17 protein-coding genes, 1 other RNA gene and 3 pseudogenes are annotated in these 25,520 nt (G+C 69.8%); 7 read left to right on the top strand and 14 right to left on the bottom strand.

The features are described 5' to 3' along the window. Positions 1-485: pseudogene (locus tag FV228_RS04680) on the bottom strand (glycosyl transferase family 1); the annotation flags it as partial. A 194-nt stretch (positions 486-679) separates the two neighbouring features. Then, entirely contained in the window at positions 680-1,399 is a 720-nt protein-coding gene (locus tag FV228_RS04675; RefSeq protein WP_147853521.1) for a cytochrome c biogenesis CcdA family protein, read from the bottom strand. Between the two features lie 244 nt (positions 1,400-1,643). On the opposite strand from FV228_RS04675, the gene FV228_RS04670 reads away from it, so the two are divergent. Together FV228_RS04670 and FV228_RS04665 are read left to right on the top strand one after the other, a co-directional pair. Next, the gene (locus tag FV228_RS04670) at positions 1,644-4,331 is read left to right on the top strand and encodes a PAS domain S-box protein (protein WP_147853520.1); all 2,688 of its coding nucleotides are present in this window, start codon (positions 1,644-1,646) and stop codon (positions 4,329-4,331) included. A gap of 316 nt (positions 4,332-4,647) precedes the next feature. Beyond that, positions 4,648-5,673: a heparan-alpha-glucosaminide N-acetyltransferase domain-containing protein gene (locus FV228_RS04665; RefSeq protein ID WP_187277636.1), complete on the top strand. Its 1,026-nt coding sequence runs from the start codon at positions 4,648-4,650 to the stop codon at positions 5,671-5,673. A 4-nt stretch (positions 5,674-5,677) separates the two neighbouring features. Here the strand turns inward: FV228_RS04665 and FV228_RS04660 are convergent, their stop codons facing one another. Together FV228_RS04660 and FV228_RS04655 are read right to left on the bottom strand one after the other, a co-directional pair. Continuing rightward, on the bottom strand, positions 5,678-7,336 hold the full coding sequence (locus FV228_RS04660) for a calcineurin-like phosphoesterase family protein (protein ID WP_147853518.1): 1,659 nt from the start codon (positions 7,334-7,336) through the stop codon (positions 5,678-5,680). Between the two features lie 140 nt (positions 7,337-7,476). Continuing rightward, positions 7,477-8,775, bottom strand: coding sequence for a L,D-transpeptidase family protein (locus tag FV228_RS04655; RefSeq protein ID WP_147853517.1), 1,299 nt, complete (start codon positions 8,773-8,775; stop codon positions 7,477-7,479). 349 nt (positions 8,776-9,124) lie between these two features. On the opposite strand from FV228_RS04655, the pseudogene FV228_RS04650 reads away from it, so the two are divergent. Then, positions 9,125-9,556, top strand: a pseudogene (locus FV228_RS04650) (copper chaperone PCu(A)C); the annotation flags it as partial. Positions 9,557-10,015: 459 nt separating this feature from the next. Then, positions 10,016-10,546 (top strand): DUF1465 family protein, encoded by a 531-nt coding sequence (locus tag FV228_RS04645; protein ID WP_147853515.1) that lies wholly within the window; start codon positions 10,016-10,018, stop codon positions 10,544-10,546. A 46-nt stretch (positions 10,547-10,592) separates the two neighbouring features. Here FV228_RS04645 and FV228_RS04640 read toward each other — a convergent pair. Next, positions 10,593-11,372, bottom strand: a pseudogene (locus FV228_RS04640) (MetQ/NlpA family ABC transporter substrate-binding protein). 450 nt (positions 11,373-11,822) lie between these two features. Beyond that, entirely contained in the window at positions 11,823-12,071 is a 249-nt protein-coding gene (rpmE, locus tag FV228_RS04635; RefSeq protein WP_007565880.1) for a 50S ribosomal protein L31, read from the bottom strand. Positions 12,072-12,313: 242 nt separating this feature from the next. Between rpmE and FV228_RS04630 the strand changes: the two genes are divergently transcribed. Further along, complete coding sequence (locus tag FV228_RS04630) at positions 12,314-14,161, top strand: ABC transporter transmembrane domain-containing protein (RefSeq protein WP_147853514.1); 1,848 nt, start codon at positions 12,314-12,316, stop codon at positions 14,159-14,161. A gap of 390 nt (positions 14,162-14,551) precedes the next feature. Here FV228_RS04630 and FV228_RS04625 read toward each other — a convergent pair whose 3' ends face one another. The 7 genes from FV228_RS04625 to FV228_RS04595 form a co-directional block, all read right to left on the bottom strand. After that, positions 14,552-15,565 carry a peptidoglycan -binding protein gene (locus FV228_RS04625; protein WP_147853513.1) on the bottom strand — a complete coding sequence of 338 codons (1,014 nt, stop codon included), beginning with the start codon at positions 15,563-15,565 and terminating at the stop codon, positions 14,552-14,554. Then, positions 15,565-16,545, bottom strand: coding sequence for a MotA/TolQ/ExbB proton channel family protein (locus FV228_RS04620; protein WP_147853512.1), 981 nt, complete (start codon positions 16,543-16,545; stop codon positions 15,565-15,567). The genes FV228_RS04625 and FV228_RS04620 overlap by 1 nt, the downstream gene beginning before the upstream one ends. Before the next feature lie 412 nt (positions 16,546-16,957). Beyond that, a complete protein-coding gene (locus FV228_RS04615; protein ID WP_147853511.1) occupies positions 16,958-17,776 on the bottom strand; it encodes a TIGR00282 family metallophosphoesterase in 819 nt (272 codons plus the stop codon). A 3-nt stretch (positions 17,777-17,779) separates the two neighbouring features. After that, positions 17,780-18,397, bottom strand: a complete 618-nt coding sequence (locus tag FV228_RS04610) for a 5-formyltetrahydrofolate cyclo-ligase (protein ID WP_147853510.1) — start codon at positions 18,395-18,397, stop codon at positions 17,780-17,782. Next, positions 18,387-18,543, bottom strand: a non-coding RNA gene (gene ssrS / locus FV228_RS04605) — 6S RNA. The genes FV228_RS04610 and ssrS overlap by 11 nt, the downstream gene beginning before the upstream one ends. A 131-nt stretch (positions 18,544-18,674) precedes the next feature. Continuing rightward, entirely contained in the window at positions 18,675-18,893 is a 219-nt protein-coding gene (locus FV228_RS04600; RefSeq protein WP_147853509.1) for a hypothetical protein, read from the bottom strand. A 256-nt stretch (positions 18,894-19,149) separates the two neighbouring features. Then, complete coding sequence (locus FV228_RS04595; RefSeq protein ID WP_147853508.1) at positions 19,150-20,670, bottom strand: formyl transferase; 1,521 nt, start codon at positions 20,668-20,670, stop codon at positions 19,150-19,152. 256 nt (positions 20,671-20,926) lie between these two features. Here FV228_RS04595 and FV228_RS04590 point away from each other — a divergent pair, with 256 nt between their 5' ends. Together FV228_RS04590 and FV228_RS04585 are read left to right on the top strand one after the other, a co-directional pair. Continuing rightward, the gene (locus tag FV228_RS04590) at positions 20,927-23,032 is read left to right on the top strand and encodes an exopolysaccharide transport family protein (RefSeq protein ID WP_147853507.1); all 2,106 of its coding nucleotides are present in this window, start codon (positions 20,927-20,929) and stop codon (positions 23,030-23,032) included. Then, positions 23,029-24,333, top strand: a complete 1,305-nt coding sequence (locus FV228_RS04585) for a VpsF family polysaccharide biosynthesis protein (protein ID WP_147853506.1) — start codon at positions 23,029-23,031, stop codon at positions 24,331-24,333. Before FV228_RS04590 ends, FV228_RS04585 begins: the two co-directional genes overlap by 4 nt. 7 nt (positions 24,334-24,340) lie before the next feature. Here the strand turns inward: FV228_RS04585 and FV228_RS04580 are convergent. After that, positions 24,341-25,520, bottom strand: a 1,180-nt coding sequence (locus FV228_RS04580; protein WP_147853505.1) for a cellulase family glycosylhydrolase, incomplete at its 5' end; no start/stop codon positions are given.

Genomic DNA, 25,520 nt, shown 5'->3' with positions numbered 1-25,520 from the left:
CCGCGCATCCACAGCACCTCGCCGCCGGTGAACGGCACGCCGCCCGGCGCGTCCGAAGCCGCCGTCCCGGGCGTGTCGAGCGCCAGCACCCTGTCGGCGAACAGGACGCGCAGGCCCGCCACCGCAAGCGCGCCGGTCAGCGCGGCCTCCAGGGCCAGCGCGGTGAGCGCCCCGGGGGCGAGCAGTTCGCCGGGGCTAAGCCAGAGCACGGCGTCGCAGGCGGCATCGGCCAGCAGCGCCTCGACATGGGCGCGCCCGAGGTGCGCCGGGACGAGGTCGTGCCGCAGCTCCGGATAATCCTGGCGCAGCACCGAGGCGGCGGTGTCGCGCAGGTCCACCCCGGCGGCGGCGACCGTGACGACCCGGATCCGCGGCCACGGGCGTCCATCGGGCAGGGTGGCCGGTCGGCGGATCCCGGGCGCGGCGGCCCCGAACGGCCAGCCGGCGACCCCGTGAGCGGGCGGTGATGCGGGGGCGTCGGTCAAGGTCGGTTCATGGGTCCGAAGGGGCGTGCAGCGTGACCGCGAAGGATGAAGATTGCCTCTCGGGCCGGACCATCCAGCGGCCTTCGACGCGGATCCCAGCGGCGCCGGCCGCCATGGGCAAGGCCGACCGGACGGGAGGGTGCGTCGGTCATCACCGGGCTCCGTCTCGGCCGAGGCCGCCGGTGCGGTGCGTGTCAGTAGCGCGTTGTCACCGCGTTCAGCCAATCCGGCGAGGCCGCTACCGCCGCGGCCTCGACGCGCTTGTCGGTGCCGGTCAAGACGAGCAGGCCGAGCACAACCATCACGACCCCCAGGGCTGCCTTGACGCCCTTGCCGGCCGCCGCGAGCCCGCCCCGCCAGCGCATCAGCGCCTCGCGCGAGACGAAGCCCAGCAGCATCAGCGGCGCGGCGGCGCCGATCCCGAAGGCCAGCATGGTGAGGGCGACGCTCCCGAGATGCTCGCCCCTTGCCGCCAGCAGCGACGCGGCGCCCAGAGTCGGCCCGACGCAGGGGCTCCAGGCCGCCCCCAGCAGCAGACCCACGCCGAACTGACCGGACAGCCCCCCGGACCCGAACCCGCCGAAGCGTTCTTCCGCCCAGGCGCCGACCGGCCCCGCCGCCGTCGCGACCCGGGCCTGCAGACGCGGCAGCATCAGGACCGCGCCGAGAATGACGAGCAACACGGCGCCGGCGCTGCGGAACACGTCGCCGTCGAGCCCGATCGAGAAGCCGATCGTGGCGACGAACAGCCCGATCGCTGTGAAAGACAGGGCCAGGCCGAGCGCCAGCGCCACGGGCCCCAGACGGTGCTCCGACGCGGCAGTGCCGAGCACGATCGGCACCAGCGGCAGGACGCAGGGCGACAGCACCGACAGCAACCCCGCCAGGAACGCGAACCCCACCGTCCCCAGCATCGTCCCGATCCTCCCACGGCGGTAACCCGTCGTGCGGGCTTCGCGCCGGGCGGCGACGGCGTCAACGGGGATGCCGATCACGGTCCGGTTGATCGCCCCGCGGATGTCCGTCGGACCCGTCGCGCCGGGTACCGGCATGAACATCAATATAGGTTAGGCAAGGTGCCGAGCGGAGCGGTTTATAATGGATGTCGGAGCCTCGGAGCCGACCTAACTTTTGCCGCGGAAGCCGCTAAACGGGGCTATGCCTGAACGCAGCCATCTTCAGCACGTCATCGAGAGCGCGATCGATTTCGCGATCGTCGTCACCGATCTGGATGGCATCGTCACCGACTGGAACGCCGGCGCGGAGAACATCTTCGGCTGGCGAAGCGGCGAGATCCTCGGCGCGTCGAGCGACTGCATCTTCACCGCGCGGGACCGGGCGGCCGGGCGCCCCAGCGAGGAGAGGCGCGTCGCCCTCGCCGAGGGCCGCGCCGCCGACGAGCGGTGGCACGTGCGCAAGGACGGCTCCGAGTTCTGGGCCTCCGGTGAGCTGATGCCTCTGCGCCGCGAGGACGGCACGCGGCACGGCTACGTCAAGATCCTGCGCGACCGCACCGGCCCGCGCGAAGCCGGCGAGCGCCTGCGCAAGACGGAGGATCTGTTCAGGACGCTGCTGGACACGGTGGAGACGGCCTTCGCCATCGTCGAGGTGAAGTTCGATGGCGACCGCCCGGTGAATTACCGCTTCCTCGAGGCCAACCCGGCCTTCGAGCGTCAGGCCGGTGTCAACCTGCGCGGGAAATGGGTCACGGAGTTCGCGCCCGATCTGGAGCGGTTCTGGTTCGAGACCTACGGCCGCGTCGCCTGGACGGGCGAGCCGGCCAACTTCGAGAGCTACGCCAACAATTTCGAGCGCTGGTTCGACGTGCGCGCCATCCGGGTCGGCGAGCCCGCGGACCGGCACATCGCGATCTTCTTCAACGACGTGACCGCGCGCAAGGTCGCCGAGGCGGAGCTCCGGACGCTCAACGACACGCTCGAGCAGCAGGTGCAGGAACGGACCCTGGAGCTGAACACCCTCTGGGACACGTCGCCCGACCTCCTGCTGGTCATCGATTTCGCGGGGGTCTTCCGGCGGGTCAATCCCGCCTGGACGAAGATGCTCGGCTACACACCCGAGGAACTCCTGGGCCGCCACGTCAACGCGTTCGTGGTCCCGGACGACCATGCCGAAACCATCGACGCCTACACCGCGGCGGCGGAAGGCGCCCAACCGCGGATCGTCAACCGCTACCGGCACAAGGACGGATCGCTGCGCTGGATCTCCTGGGTCGCGGTCCCGGCGGGAGACATGCTCTACGCCACCGGCCGGGACGTCACCGCCGAGAAGGAGCGCGACGCCCTCTTGCGCGACGCCCAGGACTTCGCGCGCCTCGCCCTGTCGGCGGTCGGCGGGGTCGGCGTCTGGACCTACGAGCTGGACAGCGACCGGTTCTTCTACGACGCCGCCATCGCCAAGCTCTACGCGATCGATCCGGAACGGGGATCGGAGGGCATCCCGCGCCCGGACTTCCTCGCCAACGTCCACCCCGACGACCGCCCGGCGCTCAAGACGACGATGGCGGGCGGATTGGCGAATGCCGGCGACCTCGAACTCGAGTATCGCCTGTGCCACCCGGACGGCACCGTCCACTGGGTCCTGTCCCGCGGCCATACCTATCACGATGCCGCGGGGCGGCCGCTCCGGCGCACGGGCGTCGGCATCGACACGACCAGCCAGCGTCAGACCGAAGAGGCCCTGCGCCAGTCGCAGAAGATGGAGGCCGTCGGCCAGCTCACCGGCGGCCTGGCCCACGACTTCAACAACCTGCTGGCCGGCATCTCCGGCGCGCTGGAGCTGATGCAGACTCGGATCAGCCAGGGCCGGTTCGCCGAGCTGGACCGCTACATGACGGTGGCCCAAGGAGCGGCCAAGCGCGCGGCGGCCTTGACCCACCGCCTGCTCGCCTTCTCGCGCCGCCAGACGCTGACCCCCAAGCCGACCAACGTGAACCAGCTCATCCTCGGCATGGAGGAGCTGATCCGGCGCACCATCGGGCCGGAGGTCGGCCTGGATGTGATCGGGGCTCCCGCGCTGTGGCCGGCGCTGATCGATCCGGGCCAGCTCGAGAACGCGCTCCTGAACCTGTGCATCAACGCCCGCGACGCCATGCCGGCGGGCGGGCGCATCACCATCGAGACCGCCAACACCCACCTGGATCGGGCCGCGGCCCTCCGGCACGACCTCCCCGAAGGCCCGTATCTCGTGCTGCGCGTGACCGACACCGGCACCGGCATGCCCCCGGAGGTGATCGCCCGGGTGTTCGAGCCGTTCTTCACCACGAAGCCGATCGGCCAGGGTACCGGCCTCGGGCTCTCGATGATCCACGGCTTCGCGCAGCAATCGGGGGGCCAGGTGCAGATCGAATCGGAGGTCGGCCGGGGCACGACCGTGTGCCTGTACATGCCGCGTCATCGCGGTGAGGCCGAAGGGGGCGATGTCGCCCTTCAGCTCTCCGGCGTGGCGCGGGCCGGCCGTGACGAGACCGTGCTGATCGTGGACGACGAGCCGTCCGTGCGGATGCTGGTCACCGAGGTGCTGGAGGATCTCGGCTACACCGCCATCGAGGCGGCCGACAGCACCGCGGGGCTCAAGGTCCTGCAGTCGGACGTGCATATCGATCTGCTCGTCACCGATGTCGGCCTACCCGGGGGGATGAACGGCCGGCAAATGGCGGATGCCGGCCGCGAGCGGCGGCCCGACCTCAAGGTGCTGTTCATCACCGGCTACGCCGAGACCGCGGTGTTGGGGCACGGCCACCTGGAGCCCGGCATGCAGGTGCTGACCAAGCCCTTCCCGATGGACGTCCTCGCCGCGCGGATCAAGGATCTGATCGCCGCCCGCTGATGGTTGTGGCGAGCATGCCGACGTCGCGGAACGCCGAGGCGTCTGGAGCGCCGGATCCACGGCGTTCAGGCGTTCCCGATTGCGACGCAACGATACGCGCCAGCGCGCCTTCAGTGGGCTCAAGTGCAGTCGGCCACGCCGGCTTAGGCCGGCCATGGGGGCATCCTACCGTCTCCCTTATTCTTAAGGTCTTGCGCAGCAGCCTCGAGGGAACTCTGCAGGGATCGCGCGGCTGGCCGGCAGCATGGGATCTTTACCCTTCCCGGCGACCTTCGGGCTGGCGCACCGTATCGATGCCGCAGACCGAGGCCTCGTCTTGTCCACCCGGAACGCCAACCTGGGACGGTGCGTCGAACTCGATGTCTTCAAGACGTTCCTCGTGGTCGGCATGGTGTTCGCCCACGTCGTCCAGATCGTCCAGGCCCCGATCGACGGGTTCACGGCGGGCCTGTCGAACGTCATCAATCTCGTGAGCTTCCCGGGATTCCTGTTCGCATTCGGCTGGGGCACGGCCCTGTCCGCCCGGTCTGGCCGGGTTAGGCCGGTGTGGGAGCGGCTGCAGGGGCCGGCCAAGATCCTGCTGGCCTTCTACCTGTCGGGGATCGGGGCCGTGATCCTGACCGACGGCAACGGGTGGTCGGCGGCGCGGATCCTCGGCGTGGTGACGCTGACGGACCTGCCGGGCCACAGCGAATTCCTCGCCTCGTTCTTCGTCCTGAGCCTCGCGATGGTTTGGCTGGGCCGAGGGCTCGGGCACGTCGTCCGCAGGCCGGCCTGTCTGGTGGCCTGCCTGGCGGCCTCGGCCTCGTTCGGATGCATCCCGTTCGACGGTCCCAATCTGCCGTGGCTGGCGATCGTCCTCCCCGCGCCCGGCAACACGTATTTCCCCCTCGCCCCGTACGCGATGTGGCTGTTCCTGGGGGCCTCTTACGCCGACCGGACGGAGCCTTTCGGCCGCATCGATCTCTGCCTCGCTGCGTCGGCGACCTACACGCTCCTGGCCGTCGCGTTGATCACCGGGAGCCTGCCCTCGCGGTTCCCGCCATCGACCTTGTGGGTGATCGGGCCGGCGCTGTTCTTGCTGCTCTACCGGGCGGCCAGCATGGCGATCGTGCGGCGCATCGCGGTCCCGCGCCTCTGGACCGGTCCCGGGCGGCACGTCCTGGTCCATCTGGTCGCATCGAACCTGAGCCTGTTCGCCATCCAAAGTGTCTGCGGTCCGATCGTTCGAAACCCGTGGGAGGCCGCGGCGCTGACCATCGTCCTGATCGCCGCGATCACGGGCTTTCGCGCGGCGCTGACGCGCGCGATGCAGGCCGCGTTCACGCTCGCGCCGACGTGACCTTCTAACCGCGCGCGCCGTCGCCCGTGACTTCGAGCACGACGCAGGCGCGGATCGGCCGGCCGTACTCGTCTGTGCCCGCGACCGTGACCCGGTGGGCGCCCGGCGCGAGGTCGTCGGGCAGGCCCGCGGTCCAGATGTGGGTCGAGGGCGTCGCCTGCACCCAACTCTTCTTGGTCTCGGGATAGCGGGCGTAGAGTTCGGTCACGAACGGATCGAGCCGGCGCGTCCGCGCCATCGGCGCCGGCGCCCGGTCGCCGATCCGAATCGTGAGGTTCGTGCGCGGGCCGCCGTCGAACACGTTGACCACGAGATTGGTCGCCGACAGCGCGTCCTGCGGGACCGGCGGGCGCAGCCCCTGCATCGGGTGGCTCGCCCGGACGATCTCGGGGGCGGCCGGGCGCAATTCGCTCTCGAAGGCGATCCGCATCGCCGCGTCCGGCTCGCCCTGGGCGGGGACGAAGCGAGTGGTGTAGTCGGTGCCGCGGATCGAGAGCACGTGGAAGCCGTTCGGCGTGCCGTCGCGGCTGTCGGCGGACGGGATGCCGGTGCGGGTGTCGGGGCCGCTCCACCACGAGCCGGACACGGCGGTCATCACGTGGTGGTGGTGCCGCTCCGCAAGGTAATGGTGCTCGGTGGTGTGGGTGTGGCCGGCGAGGCTCAGCACCGTCCGGCCGGCCAACAGGTCGAGGAGCGCGGCCCGGTCGATCGTCGCGCTGCGCGGGTCGTCGCCGGTATCGGTCACCAACGGGATATGGGTCGCCAGCACGATCAAATCGTCCGGCGGGATCTCGGCCAGAAGGTTCTTCAGGAAGGTGAGCGAGCGCTCTCCGACATGGCCCCGGTAGGTGTTGGCCCCCACGGGGACCGGCGGCCCCATCCACTCGACGTTGTCGATCATCACGAACAGCGCCCGCCCGTGACGGAACGCGTAGGTCGGCGCCCCGAACACGCGCTTCCAGGTCTCGCGGCTGTAGCGGGCGTCCGGCGCCTGCATGTTGAGGTCGTGGTTGCCGGGCAGGCTGTACCACGGCAGGCCGATCCGCCCGACGATGCGGTTGGAGCGGCCGTAGAGCGAAAGGTCGTCGAACAGCACGTCGCCGGTGGTGAGGCCGAAGGCCGCCGGGATCGCCATCGCCCGGGCGACTGCGGTGTCGCGCACGTGGTCGAGCTCGAACCGGCTCTCGGGCTGCGGATCGGTGAACAGGATCACGTCGAAATCCGCCGGCTCGTCGGCCTTCGTCAGGGTGAAGTCGATCGCGGCCGGGAGCGGACCGGTGGGCGCGAGGCCCCTGTAGCGCAGGCCGAGGCCCGCGGGCGTCCCGCCGGGCTGGTGGATATAGGAGTGGCGGGGCACGTTGTCGGCGTCCCGCGGCAGGGCATAGCCCGGCGGCTTGATCACGAACACCGCGCCGTCGCCCGGCATCGGAAGGCGGTAGCGGCCGTCCCTGTCCGTCCGCACCACTTCCCGGCCGTTGGAGACCAGCACGCCCGAAAGCGGCGCGCGCTCGGAACCGGTCGCCTGGATGGCGTAGACGATGCCCGTGGCCTCACCGGATTCCTGCGCGCCCGCGCGGCCGGCCAGGAGCGAGAGGGCGGCGGCGCCTGCCACGGTCTCCCGGCGGGTGAGGCGTCCGGCGGCTGAGATCGAATCGCGCGACATCGGGGGCTCCTGCTCGGCGGCAAAGGCCAAGCAGAGGCGTTTGACCGCCGGATGACAGAGCGGCCCCGAACGCGCGAGGCCCGCACCCCGGGTCGGGGTGCGGGCCTCGGATGAGCCCGTCGGGTCGAAGCGCGGAGCGCTTACTCCTCGTCGCCAGGCTCGAAAGTCTGGGGCAGCGGTTCGGCGCTGGCGACCGGGGTCGGCGCCCCGATGGTCGAGGGCACGTTCACGCCGTCGCGCTTGTAGATGTCGTCACGGAACTGCACGAGGCCGTCCGGGGTCGCCCAGGCGGTGATGTAGGTCCAGTAGACCGGCACGGGCTGAGCGATGTTGGCGTCGACGCGCTTGCCGCTCTCGATCGCCTGCTCGACCTGCTCGCGGCCCCAGCCGGGCGTGTCCTTCAGGAGCCACGTGATGTACTCGCGCACGTTCTGGACGCGCACGCAGCCCGAGGAGATGAAGCGGAAATCGTCGCCGAACACGCCCTTGGTGTTCGTGTCGTGCATGAACACGCCGTAGGGATTCGGGATGTTGATGCGGACGATGCCCATCGAGTTGAAGTCGGCACCCGATTCCTGCCGGTAGGTGTAGCGCGTGCCCTCGTCCGAGTTCCAGTTGATCGAGCGCGGCGAGACCTCGCCGTTGCCCGACAGGATGTGGATCTTGTTGTCGGTGAGGTAGTTCGGATCCTTCTGCATCTTCGGGATCAGGTCCTTCTTCACGATGGAAGCCGGGACCGTCCAGGTCGGGTTGAAGTTGATCTGCGTCGCCTTGGTGTTCATGATCGGCGACTGGCGGTCGATCTTGCCGACGCCGGCGGCGTGCAACGTGACGACCTGGCCGTTCTCCACGGTCTCCACCAGGGCGGCCGGGATGTTCATGATCACGAAGCGCCGGCCGAGATCGCCCGAGTAGGAGCGCAGCCGGACGACGTTGGTCTCGAGTTGGTGCAGCCGCACGTCGGCGGGCACGTTCATCGCCTGCTGGGTGGCGAGGCTCATCGCGCCGGTCTGGCTGAGGCCGTGGCGGGCCTGGAACCGCTTCACACCGGCCGCGACGTAGGAATCGTACACGCCCGAGCCGCCGGCGGCCGGATCGAGATCGCCGGTGACGATCAGGCGCTGGCGAACCGCCGAGACCGCCGGGCCCTTGGCGCCGACGCGGAGGCGCTCGGCGCCGGAGACCGGACGCCAGCCGCCGCGGTTGACGATGTCGCGATAGCGCTCGACCATCTGCTCGGTCGCCGACACGGTCTGGGGCGACAGGATCGGCACGGTCTCGCGCTGCACCTGCATGCCGGCGGGCGAGGCGTAATCCTGCGCCCACTCGGCCTGGGCGTAGTTGCCCTGGTCACGGGCCTCGGCGGCGCTGAGGCCGAGCGTGCCGAGCGCGGCGACGCCCAGCAGGGCCGTGAACCGGTTTGTTGCCTTGATGCGCATCAGTCGCTGGCTCTTGTCCGGAGTTCGTCAGATCATGGCGAGAGCGGGTGTACTCGGTCGCCACGGTGTCGAGATGAGCTTAAGACTCCCTATCGAAGGGGCCGGATTGTGGCGTCGGCGTGCGCCAGCGCACGTGGCGACTGGATGCGGCACGGCGACAACAGTCCCGGGTCGATCAGTGTGGCAGAGATGTCACCGCACCGCCGGCCAGCGCGGGATTCCGCCTTCCTCGGAAGGACCGGCCGCGCGGCCCCGACGTGTCGTCTCGGTCGATCATCATCCTCAGGACGGAAGCATGCCGATGAAGATCTTTTGCGCGGCCCTCCTCGGCCTCAGCCTGTTCACGGGGGCGGCCCAGGCCGATCCGATCAAGGCCGGCGACCTCACGATAGACACGCCCTGGCTGCGTGCCACGCCGAACGGCGCCAAGGTCGCGGGCGGCTACGTGACGATCCGCAACACCGGCAGCGTCCCAGACACGCTGACGGGCGCCGCGGTGCCGTTCGCGCGCTCGGGCGAGATCCACTCCATGTCGATGGAGGGCGGCGTGATGAAGATGGCCCCGGTCTCCGGCGGCCTGACGGTCAAGCCGGGCGAGACCGTGGAGCTGAAGCCCGGCGGCTATCACCTGATGTTCGAGGGCCTCTCGGGCGCCCCGAAGGCCGGCGACAGCGTATCCGGGACACTCACGTTCCAGCGGGCCGGCACCGTGCCGGTCACCTTCTCGGTCGCACCGATCGGCGCGAGCGCGCCTGGTGGCGGCCACCAGCATCAGCATTAAAGCGTCCACCGCCGGAGTGGATACCGGCTCGGCGCAAGCCAACGTGCCGATCCAAGGCCTTGGAGCCGTTCACGATTGCGCGGCGGTCGGGAACGGCTCGGGCGTCCGACTCTGCCGAGCCCGGACGGCGACACACCTTCCGGGTGTTTCAAGAAGAGTCGTGCAACTGTTCCTCGCGAGGCCCACGCTCCGCTGTTCAAGGCTGCGCGGCCGCGGGGAGCCCGATTTCAAGACCGGTCCAAGGCACCGTATATTCGGCGGTGTCCAGGTCACCTTTTGAATGCTTGCAGCCGGCGGCGTGTGCCATATCTTAACCTTCGGCCGGCTCATTAAGGTTAAGAAAGATCTAACCCTGATGCTGCCGCGGTTCGGCGCTAGGATTGCGGCGTCGCCCGAGAGCCATGGCCGGAATGTCCCGGTCCGGGACGGCTTGGCCCGTCGGCGGCACAGGAGAGGCACATGAACGGCTTCGATGTCACGTTCCGGGACGATCGGGACTGGGTCGATTTCGGCAAGACCTACGTCAATTCCGAGGCGTTCAAGACGCTGTTCCGCGACGGCATGCTGCTCGTGGAGGAGACGGCGGCCTACCTCGACGGCCAGGGCCGGGACGAGTCGCGCCTGGTTTCCCGGGATGCCACGCTGAGTTACGCGGCCGAGAGCATGCGCCTCACGACGCTACTCATGCAGATCGCGTCGTGGCTGCTCGTGCAGCGCGCGGTGTCGGAGGGCGAGATGACCCCGGCTGAGGCGCTGCTGGAGAAGCATCGGGTCAAGCTCGGCAAGTCCGACCCGCCGAAGCAGTCGGACTTCACCCTGCTGCCGATGCGCCTCCAGCAGTTGATCCAGCGGGCGCGCCGGCTGCACGCCCGCATCCTGCACCTGGATTCACTGATCACCGACGACCGCCCGACGCCGATGCCGGTCGAGAGCCCGGTGGCGGCGCAGCAGGGCCTGCTGCGCATGGCGTTCCGCCTCGGCGAGGGCTGAGGATTGTGGCGCGGCCGGACCGGCTGGTTCCGACCGCGCGCCAATCTCAGAAGGCCGGCACTTCCCCCGGCCGCTTGTCCGTGATGTAGGCCCGGATCGTATCGTTCTGATAGGCGTGGACCAGCTTGGGCACCCAGGGGGCGTTCTTGTCCGTCTCCCGAACCGCGATGAAGTTGCTATAGGGATTGTCGACCGACGACTCGATCGCGATCGAGTCCTTGCCCGGCTTCAGGCCTGCCTCGACCGCGTAATTGGTGTTGATCACCGCAGCGTCGAGATCGTCGAGGCTGCGCGACAACTGGGCCGCGTCGATCTCACGGAACTGAAGCGTCTTCGGATTGTCGGTCACGTCGAGCACCGTGGGCAGGATACCGACGCCGTCCTTCAGCTTGATCAACTTCTGCGCCTGAAGCAGCAACAGGGCACGCCCGCCGTTCGACGGGTCGTTCGGGATGCCGATCTTGGCGCCGGCCTTCAGGTCGCCGACCGCCTTCACCCTCCGGGAATAGAGCCCGATCGGCGAGACGATCGTGGCCCCGACCGGCACGATCTTGTAGCCCTTGGCGGTGATCTGGTTCTCCAGGAAGGGCTTGTGCTGGAAGGCGTTGGCCTGAAGGTCCCCGGCATCCAGGGCGGCATTCGGCAGCAGGTAGTCCGAGAACACGACCAGATCGAGATCGAGCCCATCCTTGGCGGCGATCGCCTTGACCTTCGCCCAGACGTCCTAGGAATCGCTCATGATGCCGACCTTGATCTTCCCGCCCGCCAAGGCTGGGGCGGCGAAGGTCAACAGGACTGCGACGACAAAAAACAGCCAGCGTTTCATGAACAAAGACCTCGAAAACGTCACTCGCAATGTTCGAGCGCGCCATAAGATGTATTGAGTTTGTTTTACAGAATACTCACACACCGCACGACAAACACATCGGAACAGACATCTGCCATCGGACCTGGACGAGATCGCGACAACCGAAGATCGTGACCGGGCGGAACATCGACGGCACCGGACATTACGACGGCTCGGCTTGGCTGGAAAAGAGGCCGCACCGATCGGGTTGACCGGGTGGAGCGCCCGGACAGCGCCGTGACAGAAGAACATTTTCTCCATGCGGCGTCGGAGAAGATCGAACGCGTCGGAAGGCTGGAAAATTCGCCAGACCATTCCGCCAGAAAAATTCCCGCCCTGCTCTGCGACAGCGCCGGACAGACACGAAAAAACGGGCGGCTCCGCTAGGGACCGCCCGTCCTGATTCGTTTCGGCGCGATCCGTCCGGGATCAGCGCTTGCCGAGGTTGCCGAACCGCGAGTTGAAGCGCGAGACGCGGCCCGCGCGGTCGAGCATCTTCTGCTCGCCACCGGTCCAGGCCGGATGGGTGAGCGGGTCGATGTCGAGGTTGAGGGTGTCACCCTCCTTGCCGTAGGTCGAACGGGTCCGGTACTCGGTGCCGTCCGTCATCACGACCTTGATGAAGTGGTAGTCGGGGTGCTCGGTCCCCTTGGCCTTTGCGGCCGCGTCCTTCGCCATGACCTGTCGTTCCTGTTCTGGCATGCCGGCGGGGAGCGCAGGAGGCGCCGCCCGGCCCGGGATGCGGAAGGTGTCAGCGGTTGCACCGAACCGTAGGTTCGTGGCAACGGCACGTCCAAGCCGACCGTGGTGGCGGCCCGCGGCCATTGAACACGCGCAATCGGATGAGGGGCGGCGTATATCGCAGGCTCTCTCCGGGAACAAGCGCCGTGGACCGGGTGGGAAGAGACGCGTGAGGCGTGATGGCCCGTAAGACCAAAGCGGCCGCTTCCGGCCGGCCGAAGGCCCCTTTGAGCGCACTGCGGCCGCTCCTGCCCTTCGCCCTGCGGTATCGCGGGCGGATCGCCGCCGGAATCCTCGCCCTGATCTGCGCCTCGGGCTCGACCCTGGTGGTGCCGATCGCCATGCGGCGGGTCATCGACCACGGCTTCACGGCCGACGGCGCGAACGTGATCGACGCCTACTTCCTCGCGCTGCTCGGGGTGGTCGCGGCTTTCGCGCTGTCGAGCGCGGCCCGGGTCTACACCGTGGTCACGCTGGGCGAGCGCGTGGTCGCGGATCTGCGCAGTGCCGTCTTCGCCCGGCTGACGATCCTCGACCCAGCCTTCTTCGACCGCTCGCAATCGGGTGAGATCGTCTCCCGGCTCACCGCGGACGCGACGCAGATCAAGGCGGCCTTCGGCGTCTCCGTCTCGATCCTGCTGCGCAACCTGTTCCTGTTCGTGGGCGCGACCACCATGATGGTGATCACCAGCCCGCGCCTGTCCGTGATGGTGCTGGCCGCCATCCCGGTGATCGTGTTCCCGTTGATCGTCTCGGGCCGCGGCGTGCGGCGGCGCTCCCGGGCCGCGCAGGACCGGCTGGCGGACGCCTCGGCCTACGCCGCGGAGGCGGTCGGGGCAGTGCGGACCATGCAGGCCTTCGGGCGCTCGGGTACGGCCGCGGCCCGGTTCGCGGCGGCCTCCGAGGACGCCTACAGGGCCGCCCGGGATTCGATCCGGGCGCGGGCACTGCTCACCGGCGTGGCAATTTTCCTGATCTCGGCCTCGGTAGTCGGGGTGATGTGGTACGGCGCCCAGGGCGTTCTCAACCACACGATGACCGGCGGTGAGCTGTCGCAATTCGTACTCTACGCGGTGTTCGGAGCGGGCGCGCTGGGCCAGCTCTCGGAGGTCTACGGCGACCTCGCCATGTCGGCCGGCGCAGCCGAGCGGCTCACGGAGATCCTCGCGGCCGAGCCCGCGATCCGTGCGCCCTCCCCGGCCCTGCCCCTGCCCAAGCCGGCCGCTGGCGCCGTGAATTTCGAGGCCGTGCACTTCGCCTATCCGACGCGGCTCGGTCACGCCGCCCTGGACGGGCTGACCTTCGCGGCGGCCCCCGGCGAACGCATCGCCATCGTGGGACCGTCCGGTGCCGGGAAGTCGACGGTGCTGCAGCTGCTCCTGCGCTTCTACGATCCGCAGGGTGGCCGCGTGCTGGTCGACGGCACCGACATCACGAAGGTCGATCCGGAGGCGCTGCGCGCCCGCATCGCCCTGGTCCCGCAAGATCCGGTGGTGTTCTCCGGGACCGTGTCCGAGAACATCCGCTACGGACGTCCCGAGGCCGGCGAGGCCGAGGTGAGGCGCGCCGCCGAACTCGCCAACGCGCACGGCTTCATCGCGGCCCTGCCGCAGGGCTACGACACGCAGGTCGGCGAGCGCGGCGTGACCCTCTCCGGCGGACAGCGCCAGCGCGTCGCCATCGCCCGGGCGATCCTAAAGGATTCGCCGATCCTGCTGCTCGACGAGGCGACCTCGGCGCTCGACGCGGAATCCGAGCGCGCGGTCCAGGCCGCCCTCGACACGCTGATGCGCGGGCGCACGACCCTGGTGATCGCCCACCGGCTGGCCACGATCCGCGCCGCCGACCGGATCCTGGTGCTGGACGACGGCCGCATCGTCGAGACCGGCACCCACGAGAGCCTGCTCGCCCAGGGCGCGCTCTACGCCCAGCTCGCCAGCCTGCAATTCACCGACGCCCTGGACGAGACCGCCCGCGGCAAGGGTCTTCGGACCCGCGAAGGCGAACGCATCCCCGCCGCCGAGTGATTTGGGACTTGGCTGCGTCGGGTTCGGCGACGGAAGGGGTCTATCCGTCGCCCGGATCCGGGACAGTGATCGCGCTTTAACGGGCGGCCGCGTTGAAGGTCGAGTTCCCGAGCCTAAGGGTTTCCGTCCGTGGAGGGGCCCGACCGGCTGCCGGGCTACGCCAATACCGCCTCCGGGATCCTCGCGCAGGCCGACGCCACGGGTCTCGATCCGATGCTCACCGCGACGGCCGGGCCCAGGCCGAGGTGCTGGGGAAGGCCAACGCTGCCCTGGCTGTGGTTGGCGCCGGGCGATGCGTGTGCCCCCGAGGGCATCACCGCCAGTGTACGCCATCGCGGGCCGGACTATCAAAACGCTTCGTTCGGTCCGGCATATCGGAAGGGTGAGCCCCTACCGTTCCGTCAGCTTCATCTCGATCCGACGATTGCGGGCGTAGGCATCCTCGGTCGTGCCGGCGTCCAGCGGCTGGAACTCGCCGAAGGCTCCGGCCAGGAGATGTTGCGGCGGGATGCCCTTGCCGGCCAGGTACTGCACCACCGCGATGGCCCGGGCAGCCGAAAGCGCCCAGTTCGACGGGAACTGCGCGGTGGTGATCGGCCGCGCATCGGTGTGACCGTCGACCCGCAGGACCCAGGGTAGGTCCGCCGGGATCTGCCGGGCGAGGTCGGCGATGGCCCCGGCGATCCGGTCGAGTTCGGGGCCGGCCTCCGGCTTCAACGTCGCCGAGCCGCCGGGGAACAGCACCTCGGATTGCAGCACGAAACGGTCGCCGACCACCCGAATGTCCGGCCGGTTGCCGAGGATCTGGCGCAGGCGCCCGAAGAAGTCCGAGCGGTAGCGCGCCAGCTCCTGGACCTTCTGGGCCAGGGCTACGTTCAGCCGGCTGCCGAGTTCGGCGATCCGTACCTGCGATTCCCGGTCGCGGGTCTCGGAGGCCGCCAGCGCATCCTCGAGGGCCGCGAGCTGGCGGCGCATGGCGCTGATCTGCTCGTTCAGGAGATCGACCTGGGACAGGGCCCGCCTGGTCGCGCCGCGCTCGGTCTCCAGCTGCTTGTCGAGGGCGCCGGCGGCCCCCTGGCTCACGGTGGCGGCCTCCGCCTGGGACTTCGCTTGGTCGCGCTCGGCCTCGACGCCGGCGAGCGTGGTGCGGAGATTGCGGACCTCGTCCTCCTGGCCGCGGCGGTTCGAGCGCTCCAGCGCCAGGAGATCGGTGAGATCGGCGATCTGGCGGTTGAGCTTGACCAGCGTGGCGTCCCGCCCAGTCAATTCCTGCGACAGGAAGAACTGGCCGACCACGAACACCGTGAGCAGGAACACCACCGCCAGCAGCAGCGTCGCCAGCGCGTCGACGTAGCCGGGCCAGACGTTGAGGGGGCGCCGGGCGCGCGCTGCGGTCGAGGCCACTACACCCGCTCCCGGCCGAGCCGGTCGAGGACTTGCTTCAGCTCACGCTCGCGGCTCGCCTGGGCCTCGACCCAGTCGCGGATCATCTGCTGCTCGGCGCGCATGTGCTGGACGAGGCCCTGGATGCCCTCGGCGAGGTTGGTCATGGCCAGCGTGGCGGCCCTGCCGCCCCCGCCCTCGGACACGATCGCGGTCAGGCGCTCGACCGCCTCCTTGAGATCCTGCGCACCGGCGGCGGCGACAGGCCGGACAGCGCCCGCCACCACCGGCTCGGAAACGGTTCCGGACAGCAGCCAATCCTGCAATTCGTTGTGGAAACGAGCATGGGCCTGGCCGGCCTGCAGCTCCAGGAAGCCGGTGATCAGCGATGAGGCGAGGCCGAACAGCGAGGCGGAGAAGGCGAGGCCGATGCCCGAGAGCGGCACGGCGAGCCCGGACTTGAGTTCGTCGAACATCACGCCGGCATCGCCTCCGCCGCGCATGCCCTTGATCACCCCGCCCACCGCCGAGAGCGTGTCGATCAGGCCCCAGAAAGTGCCGAGCAGGCCCAGGAGAATCAGGATGCCGGCGATGTAGCGCAGCATCTCGCGGCCCTCGTCGAGGCGCGCCGCGATCGTATCGAGATAACCGGTCGTCCCCGGCAGCAGCGCCCCGGTCTTCCGGGCCGCGATCATCGGCACCATCGGGGCGAGCAGCGCCGGCGGCTTTTTGGCCTGAGCGCCGGTCGCCACCGCGTTGACGTAGCCGACCTCGCGGAACAACCGGACGACCTGCCCGAAGGCGATCAGCACCGCGATCAGCAGAACCCCGAGGATCAGCCCGTTGAGCCCGGGATTGGCCAGGAAGGCCGGGGTGATCTGCTTGAACAGGATGAAGGCCAGGAAGCCCACAAGGATCAGGAAGATCACCATACGCCCGAGATAAATCCCGGGTCGCGCCAGCGGTGGACTGTTATTCTCGCTGTTGTCGCGGGCGGCCATCGGTCGCTCTAGCCTGATCTCAACATGGGGTCGCCCAGAAGCGGGGTCCGTCACGACCACTGTGGGGGCAGCCCCGCATGCGATCAAGTCTCGCCACGGACACGCTTGTGTGGCGTCGGACCGGCCGAGACCGAACCCACCCGTCGCATGACGTAGGCATGGGCCGTACACAAGCGGCCCATTCGACTTAAGCGGGGTTCGATCTCAGGGGGTCGGGCGCGCGTTGACCGAGCCGGTCCGATCGCGGGCTTCAGCGGTGCTGGTACCAGTCCCAGACCAGGTACGCCGGAAACGGAAGCATGATGGCGAAGAAAATCCAGTCGAACATCTGAGGCATGCGGAGCTCCCTGGTTCCGAGGGTCTCTGCAATCTACGGGTGCGGGCGGCCGAAGTTCCTGGGTCGGCGAGCGCCCTAATCCCAGAACCGAGGCCAGCTCTCCTCGAGATGCGGGCCGAGGCGGACCGCCGCGACCCGGGTCGCCAGGCCATCCGCCTGCGTCTCCACGGCGAAACCGCACAGCGTCGCCTCGCCGCCTGCGACCTCCCAGCGGGAGCCCGGCGTCTTCTGGATCATCCGGCGAATCGGCTCATCCTTCTGCATGCCGATGACCGAATCGTAGTCGCCGCACATGCCGGCATCCGACAGGTAGGCGGTGCCGCCGGGCAGGATCCGGTGATCGGCCGTCGGCGTGTGGGTGTGGGTCCCGACCACGAGGCTGGCGCGGCCGTCGAGGTAATGGCCCAACGCCTGCTTCTCGCTGGTCGCCTCCGCGTGCACGTCCACCACGACGGCGTCGGCGGCGGCTCCCAGCGGGCAGGCAGAGATCTCGCGCTCCACCGCGGTGAAGGGGTCGTCCATGGCGTCCATGAAGACCCGGCCCATCACGTTGACCACGAGCACCCGGGCGCCGCCCTGCGTCTCCACCACGGTGGCGCCGCGACCCGGTGTACCCGGGGGATAATTCGCCGGCCGCACCAGGCGGGGCTGACGGGCGATGAACACCAGCGCCTCGCGCTGGTCGAAGCTGTGGTTGCCGAGCGTCACCGCATCGGCGCCGGCCTGGATCAGCTCGTCGCAGATCGTCTCGGAGATGCCGAAGCCGCCGGCGGAGTTCTCGCCGTTGATCACGACGCAGTCGAGCCGCCAGCGCTCCCGCAGCTTGGGCAGGCGCTCGCACACGACGGTACGGCCCGGGCGACCGATCACGTCGCCGAGAAAGAGCAGCCGCATGGATCAGGATGTCCTGTCGAACCGGATCACGCCCGTCTCGGTGATCACGAACTGGAGCGGCCGGTCGTGCGGCTCGGCCGGCACGCGCTCGACCGCCTGGACGGAGAAGCCGACCCCGACAGTGAGGACGGGCCGCCGAACGGACAGGCGCGCGATCGCGCCGTCATAGTAACCACGACCGTATCCGATGCGCTGGCCGTCGCGGTCGAAGGCGGCGAGCGGCACGATCAGGGCGTCGGGCTCCACGGGCGGGAGCGACGGGTCCGGCTCGCTCAGGCCGAAGCGGCCGGCGACCAGCGCGTCCCCGGCCCGCCACTCCCGGAAAACCAGCCCCTCGGGGGTGACGTGGGGCAGCGCGACCGCCTGGCCGCGGGCGAGCAGCGCCTCGGCGGCAGGACGCGAATCGACCTCGCTGCGGATGGGCCAGTAGGCCCCGACCAGCCGTGCCTCGGCCAGTTCAGGCAGAGCCAGCAGCGCGCGGACGATCCGGGCGGAGGCGTCCAGCCGGGTGGCCGTATCCAGCGCGTCCCGGGCGGCCAGAGCCGACCCGCGCAGCGCGGCCTTGAGGGCCGCATCCGGGCTGGGAGATCCGGTATCTGAAGACGATGAGTGCGGAGCCACGTGAGCCGTTGGAGGATCGATCCCGGGAAACCTACAGAGTAGGTGGGCGCCGTGTTGGCCAAGTCCAGGGACGAGGCCAGGGACAGCTCCCGAGGGAGTCGATAAGGCCCCGGGGAAAGTGCTCCTGACGAACTCTGCAGCCCCGCCGTCACAATGTAGCGATCTCGTGGGGCTCCCGCCAGGGCCGAAGGCACGGAAATATCGGTTGGTCGGGGATCGGTACGATCCGGCATCGGGCGCGTCGGGTCAGATCCGTATCTCGGCGTCCGAGCGTTCCTCAGCGGGGATTGTCGCTCGCCCCGGCGACGACCGCGCGGGTGCCGGCCAGGATCTCGGCCCGCGCGGTCTCCGTCCCGGCCGCGTCCCAGAGCCGGATCAGCTCGATCAGCCCGCCATGGGTCGCCGACGCGGATTCGGTGAAGAACGCCTCGACCGGGATGCCGGCAACGGCGGCGATCCGCGAGAGCCTGACATTCAGGGCGCTGCGCGCGGGCATGTCGCTTCCGATCGTCGCGCTTGCACTCATGAAACAGTCACTCCGATTGATCAGGCGCTCGGGATATCAGACATCCTCAGACCAAAATACAATCTATGCAATTAGTCCATGCGGATTAGGGCACGTACAAGTTGCGTTATCCACCATGGAGGTACGCAACAATCGCTTGGACAACGTTTTGACGTCCGAAGCCCGGTCGCAACAGGCTGAACCCGGGTGTTTGCGGGCTACCGGAGACGGCTACGCTCCGAAGCGGTCAGGAACGGCCCGGCATCCGGATCCGGGGGGCTCGGGCCGAGCCGTCGATACACTCGATGCCGCCGCCCGAATTGACGGTGTGGAGCCGGCTCCCGGCCCAGGCCGGGCCGGGCTCGACGCGGCCGATCAGGGTCTGGGCGAACCCGTCCGGGTCCAAGCGGTCGATCCGCGCCAGCCCCAGGGCGCGGCCGTAGCCCGTGGCGCAATCCTGGACCGGGCGGATCAGCTGCCCGCCGCGCTCGACGATGCGCCCGGCCGGCCGGGCGGTCGCGGGATCGATCAGGACCGGGTTGGCCGGATGCGGCGTGTAGGGACCCCGGAAATCGGGGGCCGACCAGAGGCACAGCGCGTCGTGGTAGGATCCGGAGCCGGCGGGCGCCTCGGTAGCGGCATCGCGCAGTGTCGCGAACAGCCACCACCGGCCGTTCTGTTCGAGAAGCGTCGCATCGCTGGCGACCACGTCGGAGAGCAGCGTCGCCTCCTTCACCCAACCCCCGGGATAGCGGGTCGCCCGATAGAGATCGACCCGGCCGGCCGCGGAACTCTCCGGCACCATCCAGACCGCCCCGTCACGCTCGAACACGAACGGGTAGGAGAGGTGATGGGGCTCCTCCAGCACCGGCACGGGCGTGCCCTCGGGGCCGTTCGGGCCGAACCGGACGGCCGAGATGATCGCCTTGCCGGTCGCGTGCGGAAATTCCTCGACGAAGACGTGCGTGCTCCCGGCGTGGGCGAGCGGGAACGGGTCGGCATAGAAGCGGTGGCCGTCATCCGGCAGGTCGGTCCATCCGGTCTGGGGGTGACGACCGAGGTCGATCAGGTCCGGCCCGTCGAGGCGCCGCCAGCCGCAGCGCCAGTGCGGGGCGCGGTAGCAGAGGTGGTAGAGGCGGCGGATCACCGCGCCGGCCAGCATCCGCGCCGCGCGCGAACCGAGTTCGGTGCCCGACAACGTCCGCTCGGGCCCCGGGGACGGCTCGGACACAGCCGAGGACGGATCGCTGCACCCGGCAGCGCGGCGGCCGATCGCTGCGGCGATCAGGGTCACCGTCCGCGCCAGCGCGTCGTCGACGCCGGCCAACAGGATGCCGGGCCGGTCGGTGCCGAGCCGACCTTCGGCCTCGATGCGCCCATCCGCGATCAGCGTGGCCCGCGGGACCGCGCCGGCCAGAAGGCTCGCCAACAGGGCGTCGTCACCGCGCCGGCCGTCAAAGGCCAGATGCCAGATGCTGGGCCCGGCGGGTAAGTCGCCGCACAGGTCGATCGTCAGATCGGCCCTGGCGTCCTGCCGCCGCCATGGATCGAGGGCGGTCGGCGGCAGGCGCTCCGAGCCGATCCGCGGCAGACCGTGAATCAGCGCCTCCAGTCGGAACAGCAGCTCGACCGTGTCGGGCCACCCGTTCGGAACCGGCGCGGCGTCGACGCCGACGGTGCGGATCCCGGCCATCGCGGCGATTCGCTCCAACAGGGCGATCTGCCAGCGGCGCGGTTCGGCGCCGTCCAGGCGAACTCTCACATGCATGATGAGCGCCCTCGCGCAGCGCAGCGGTCCGACACGTCATGGCCGCGGATACGATCTAATTCCCAAACCCTAACGGGACCGATAAACCTGGCGGCAGCAAACTTCGGTGCAGGGCGTTTACCAGACGCCGAGTAATCGGTGCGTGCGCACACGACCCTCGGCAGTCTTGAGGGATTGTCAGCAGTCTGCGCGACTCTTGCAGTAGGAGATGGGGCCCGCGAGGGACCGACCGAGTTCGAGACGATGGTGACCGATCGTGGCACAGATCGACCGTAACATTGCCGTGGCGAGCTGGCTCCCGCCGGTCCATCCGGCACAACCGGAGCGGACGGGCCCGACCCGGCCCGACACCACCGCCGAGTTCGGCGACCTGTGGCGCATCCTGTGGCGGCGCAAGCGCACGGTGCTGGGGACCGCCCTGGTACTCGGGCTGCTGGTCCTGGCCTATGCCCTGATCACACCGTCCCTCTACACCGCGACCGCGCAGATCCTGATCGACCCCCGCGACCGGCAGGTGGTGCTGAACGACGTCAATCCCGCCGCCCTGTCGCCGGACGGCGGCATCGCCCAGGTCGAGAGCCAGGTGAAGGTGATCGAATCCGACGCGGTCCTGGGCCGGGCCGTGACGCAGGCACGTTTGGAGAGCGAGCCCGGGTTCGGCGCGGCTCAGGACGGCCTAATATCCCGCAGTGTCGCGTCGCTGCGCGAGATGGTTCTCGGTCCCAAGGCGGAGCGGCCCGTCGATGCGCGCGGCCGGGCGCTCGACCAGCTACGGCGCAAGCTCGCCGTCAAGCGCGCCGACAAGGTGTTCGTGATCGACGTGGTCGTCACCACGGTGGATCCGGACCTGTCGGCCCGGATCGTCAACGCCATCGCGAACGCCTACCTGGTCGATCAGACCGAGGCGCGCTCCGACGCGGCCAAGCGCGCCTCGGGCGACCTGCGCGGGCGGCTCGACGAATTGCGCAACGCGGTCAACGCCGCCGACAAGAAGCTCGAGGACTACAAGGCCCGCAACGGCCTGATCGCGTCGAGCGGCCGGCTGGTGAACGAGCAGCAGCTCACCGATTCCAACGCCCGTCTGGTGGCGGCGCGGGCCCGGACCGCCGAGGCGAAGGCGCGCCTGCAGGGTATCAAGGATGCGCGCGGCCAGGCGATCGGCTCCGGGGCGATGCCGGAGGCCGTCCAGTCCTCGGCGGTCGACCGGCTGCGCGGCCAGTACGCCGAACTTGCCGCCAAGGAAGCGGACCTGCGCACCAACCTCGGCGAGCGCCATCCCTACATCGCCGCCGTACGCACGCAGATGCAGGATGTCCGCCGCCTGATCGACGCCGAATTGAACCGCATCGCCGGAGCCGCCGAGACCGAGTACCAGCGCGCCCAGGCCAACGAGAAGTCGCTCGCGGCCGACCTGGAGCGGCTGCAGCGGCAGTCGGCGGTGACCGCGCAATCCTCGGTCCAGCTGCGCGAGATGGAGCGGGAGGTCGAGGCGGCCCGCACCGTGTACAACACCTTCCTGGTACGCACCCGCGAGATCAAGGAACAGTCGGGCATCGACAGCTCGAATGCCCGCATCATCACGTCGGCCCGGCCGCCGCAGGACGCGAGCTGGCCGCCGCGGCTGATCCTGGTCGCCGCTGCGCTGGCGGGCGGCCTCGGCCTCGGAGCCGGCCTCGCGCTGACCCGGGAATACCTGGAGCCGACGGTGCTGTCGTCGCGTCAGCTGGAGCGGCTGTCGAACGCCCCCGTCGTCGCGGTGATCCCGAGCGTCCAACCGGGCGGCGCCAGCACGGCGGCCGCGAGCTTCACCCTGGACCACCTCGCCACCACGGCGGGCACGCGCGGCCGATCGCTGGCGCTGCTGGTGACGTCGGGCCAGGCCGAGGCGAACGAGCGCAGGGCGGTGATCGCGCTGCTCGCCTCGGTGGCCGTGGCGCGCGGCGACCGCGTGCTGCTGATCGATGCCGATCTCCGCACCGACAGCGCTGGCACCCCCGGCCTCCTCGACGTGCTGCGCGGTGAGCAGAGCCTCAACGCTGTCACGCAGGTCGATGCGAAGACCGGCGCCCGGCGGATCGGGCTCGGCGATACCCAGAAGCCGATCCGCGACGCGCTGGTCCCGACCAACATCGAGCGCTTTCTGGCCGGCGTGAAGGGCCGCTTCGAACTGGTGCTCGTCGATGGCGGCGTTCTCTCCGAGAACCTGCGTCTCGGCCCGATCGCGGCGGCGGCGGACCGGCTGCTGCTGGTCGTCTGCAACGGCGCCACCCGCCAGCGCGACCTGATCGACCTGGTCGACACCTCGGAAGCCCTGGGCCGGCCCGTCTCCGGCTCCCTGCTGCTCGACCGGCGCAGCGCGTGAGCACGGCGCGGCCCGCGGGCTTCGCGCACCGGCAGGCGGCGCGTTCGCGGCCGGAGACGCGCCTGCGCGGCCTGGACCGGCTCGAGGCGATGGCGTTCGTGCTGCTGACCGTGGTTCTGGTCGGCGTATCGGGCGGCTTGCTCTGGGCGCTCGGCCTCAACTACGACGGCATCACCGGTTCGGCTCCCGCGAAGATCCATCCCGCGACCTACATGGTCGTCGCCTTGGTCGGCTGGACGATGCTGCGCGCGGGCAATCCGGTGATCCCGGTGGCGCAGGCCCTCAACCGCCGGCCGGCCTGCGTGCTGCTGGCTTTCTGCGGCGTGCTGCTGCTCGGACTGATCGCGGCCCGCGGCGGCACGGGCCTGGCCGGCTCGATCGACACCTTCGTGCTGGCCGGGCTTGTCCCGATCCTGCTGATGGACCGGGACGAAGCGACGCTTCGGCGGATCGAGACCGTCTTCCACCTGATGATGCTGGCCAACGCGCTGCTCGGCCTGTTCGAGTTCGCCAGCGGCCAGCGGTTCTTCCCGTTCCGGTTCGACGGCATGGCGTTCGAGACCGACACGCGCTCGGCCGCGCTCCAGGGTCACCCGCTCGTCAACGCGACGCTCACCGCCTGCTATATCCTGGCGCTCGCCAACGGCGGCGGCCGGCTGAACCCGGCGCTCCGGGCCGGGGTGATCGCCCTGCAGCTCGTGGCACTGGTGACCTTCGGCGGCCGGTCGGCCACGGTGACGACCCTGGCACTCGGCGGGGCGGTCGGCCTCTTCGCTCTTAATCGGACGCTGCGGAGCAACCGCATCCCCCTGATCGGGGCGGCCTGCGCATGTTTCGTGCTGACGGCGCTGCCGGTGATGGTCGCGGTGCTGGCGGCGGTGGGGTTCTTCGACACGCTGCTCAGCCGTTTCGTCTCGGACGGCGGCAGCGCCCAGGCCCGGGTCGACATGCTGGCGATCTTCGATGCCGTCCCGTTCCGGCAGCTGCTGCTGGCGCCCGACCTCCTGCAGGTGAGCACCCTGCGGCGGATCTACGGCCTGGAATGGGGCATCGAGAACTCGATCGTCTCCGACGTGCTCTACCACGGCATCCTGGTGACGACGCTGCTGGTCGTGGCGGTGGGCCTCTACCTCACGGAGATCGCGCGCAACTGCCGACGCGGCGTCTGGCTGCCGATCCTCACCTTCGTGATCCTGGTCAACACCTTCGAGGGCTTGGCCGGCAAGACCACCATGCTGGCGAAGTTCGCCCTGATGCTGATCGTGCTGTTTCCGCTCAATTCCCTGCGCACGCGGGCCTGAGGGCCGCTCACGGCCGCGCCGTCAGACCCAGTGCGGAGACCAGGGCGGGATCGACGACGTGCGCGTCGTCCATCAGGCCGAGGCCGTCGAACAGGTTCCAGAACGACCAGCCGAACCCCGCCTGCTCCGCCGCCCGCCGCACGTCGCCGAGATAGGCCGCGCGGTCGGGCGCCCGGGATGCGGTGTAGCGGGCGTCGGTGCGCACGGCCCCGAACTCGCCCATCAGGATCAGCCGGGCCGGGATCCCGTAGAGGTCGGCCCAGGCCGAGACCGGGGCCAACTCCTTCGCCAGATAAGCCGGTCCCGGCTCGGCCGCGAAGTAATCGCGCAGCTTCGCCTCGATCACCGTGCGGTCCCGGGCCTTCTCGGCTTCCGGGACCGCGCGGTCGGCAGCCATGCGGGCCCGGACCGCCGCCAGGGTTTCGGGCTGGCGCCCCGGAGCCCCGGGCCAGGGCACGGCGTTCAGCCAGCGATAGAACGGCTCTTCGGTGAGCCAGGTCGCGCCCTGGTGGGAGAACAGGTACGGCTCGTAGAAGTGGAAGGTGTAGAGCAGCGGCGCGAACCGGGCGAGGGATTCCGGGTCGAGGACCGACAGCCCGGAGACGAGGCTGCCGCAGGCGCCGGTCGCCACAAGGGTGAGCCCCGGCGCGGCGCCCCGGGCTGCGGTGAGGAGCGCGGCCTGGACCCGGTTCCAGGCCTCGGCCCCACAGCCTTGCGGCGGCTCGTTAACCGGCTCCAGGGCTACCCGCCCGATACCCTTCCGGACGCAGAGTCGGGCGAGGTCCACGATCAGCTCGCGATAGGCGGGGAACAGCGGCGCCCGGTCCGATCCGTAGAACGCGTCGGGCGTGTAATGATGCGTGGCGGCATTCGCCTGCACGTTGACGAGGACGCGCATCCCGGCAGCCAGCACGTCGTCGATCGCGGCCGAGAGCATGGCCATGAGGTCGGCTCGGCGCCCGCCCGTGAACGCCACGAACGGTCCGGGATCCAGGGGAAGCCGCGCGAAATCGAAGCCCAGCCCGGCCAGCCGGCGCAGGTCGTCGCGGGTCGGGGTCGGGCGGTCGGCCTGGAACGGCGGCCACGCGTAATCGATGCGCGGCGCCGGGAACTCCGTGGTCAGCGAGAACCAGGGCCACAGGGCGATGCCACGGCGCAGCGGAAGCGGCTCGGCTACGGCGGCGGCC

Origin of the sequence: Methylobacterium sp. WL18, assembly GCF_008040015.1 — a bacterium.
Classification (GTDB): domain Bacteria; phylum Pseudomonadota; class Alphaproteobacteria; order Rhizobiales; family Beijerinckiaceae; genus Methylobacterium; species Methylobacterium mesophilicum.
Note: the sequence above shows the minus strand (reverse complement) of the source record. Positions and strands in the feature narration are given on the sequence as shown.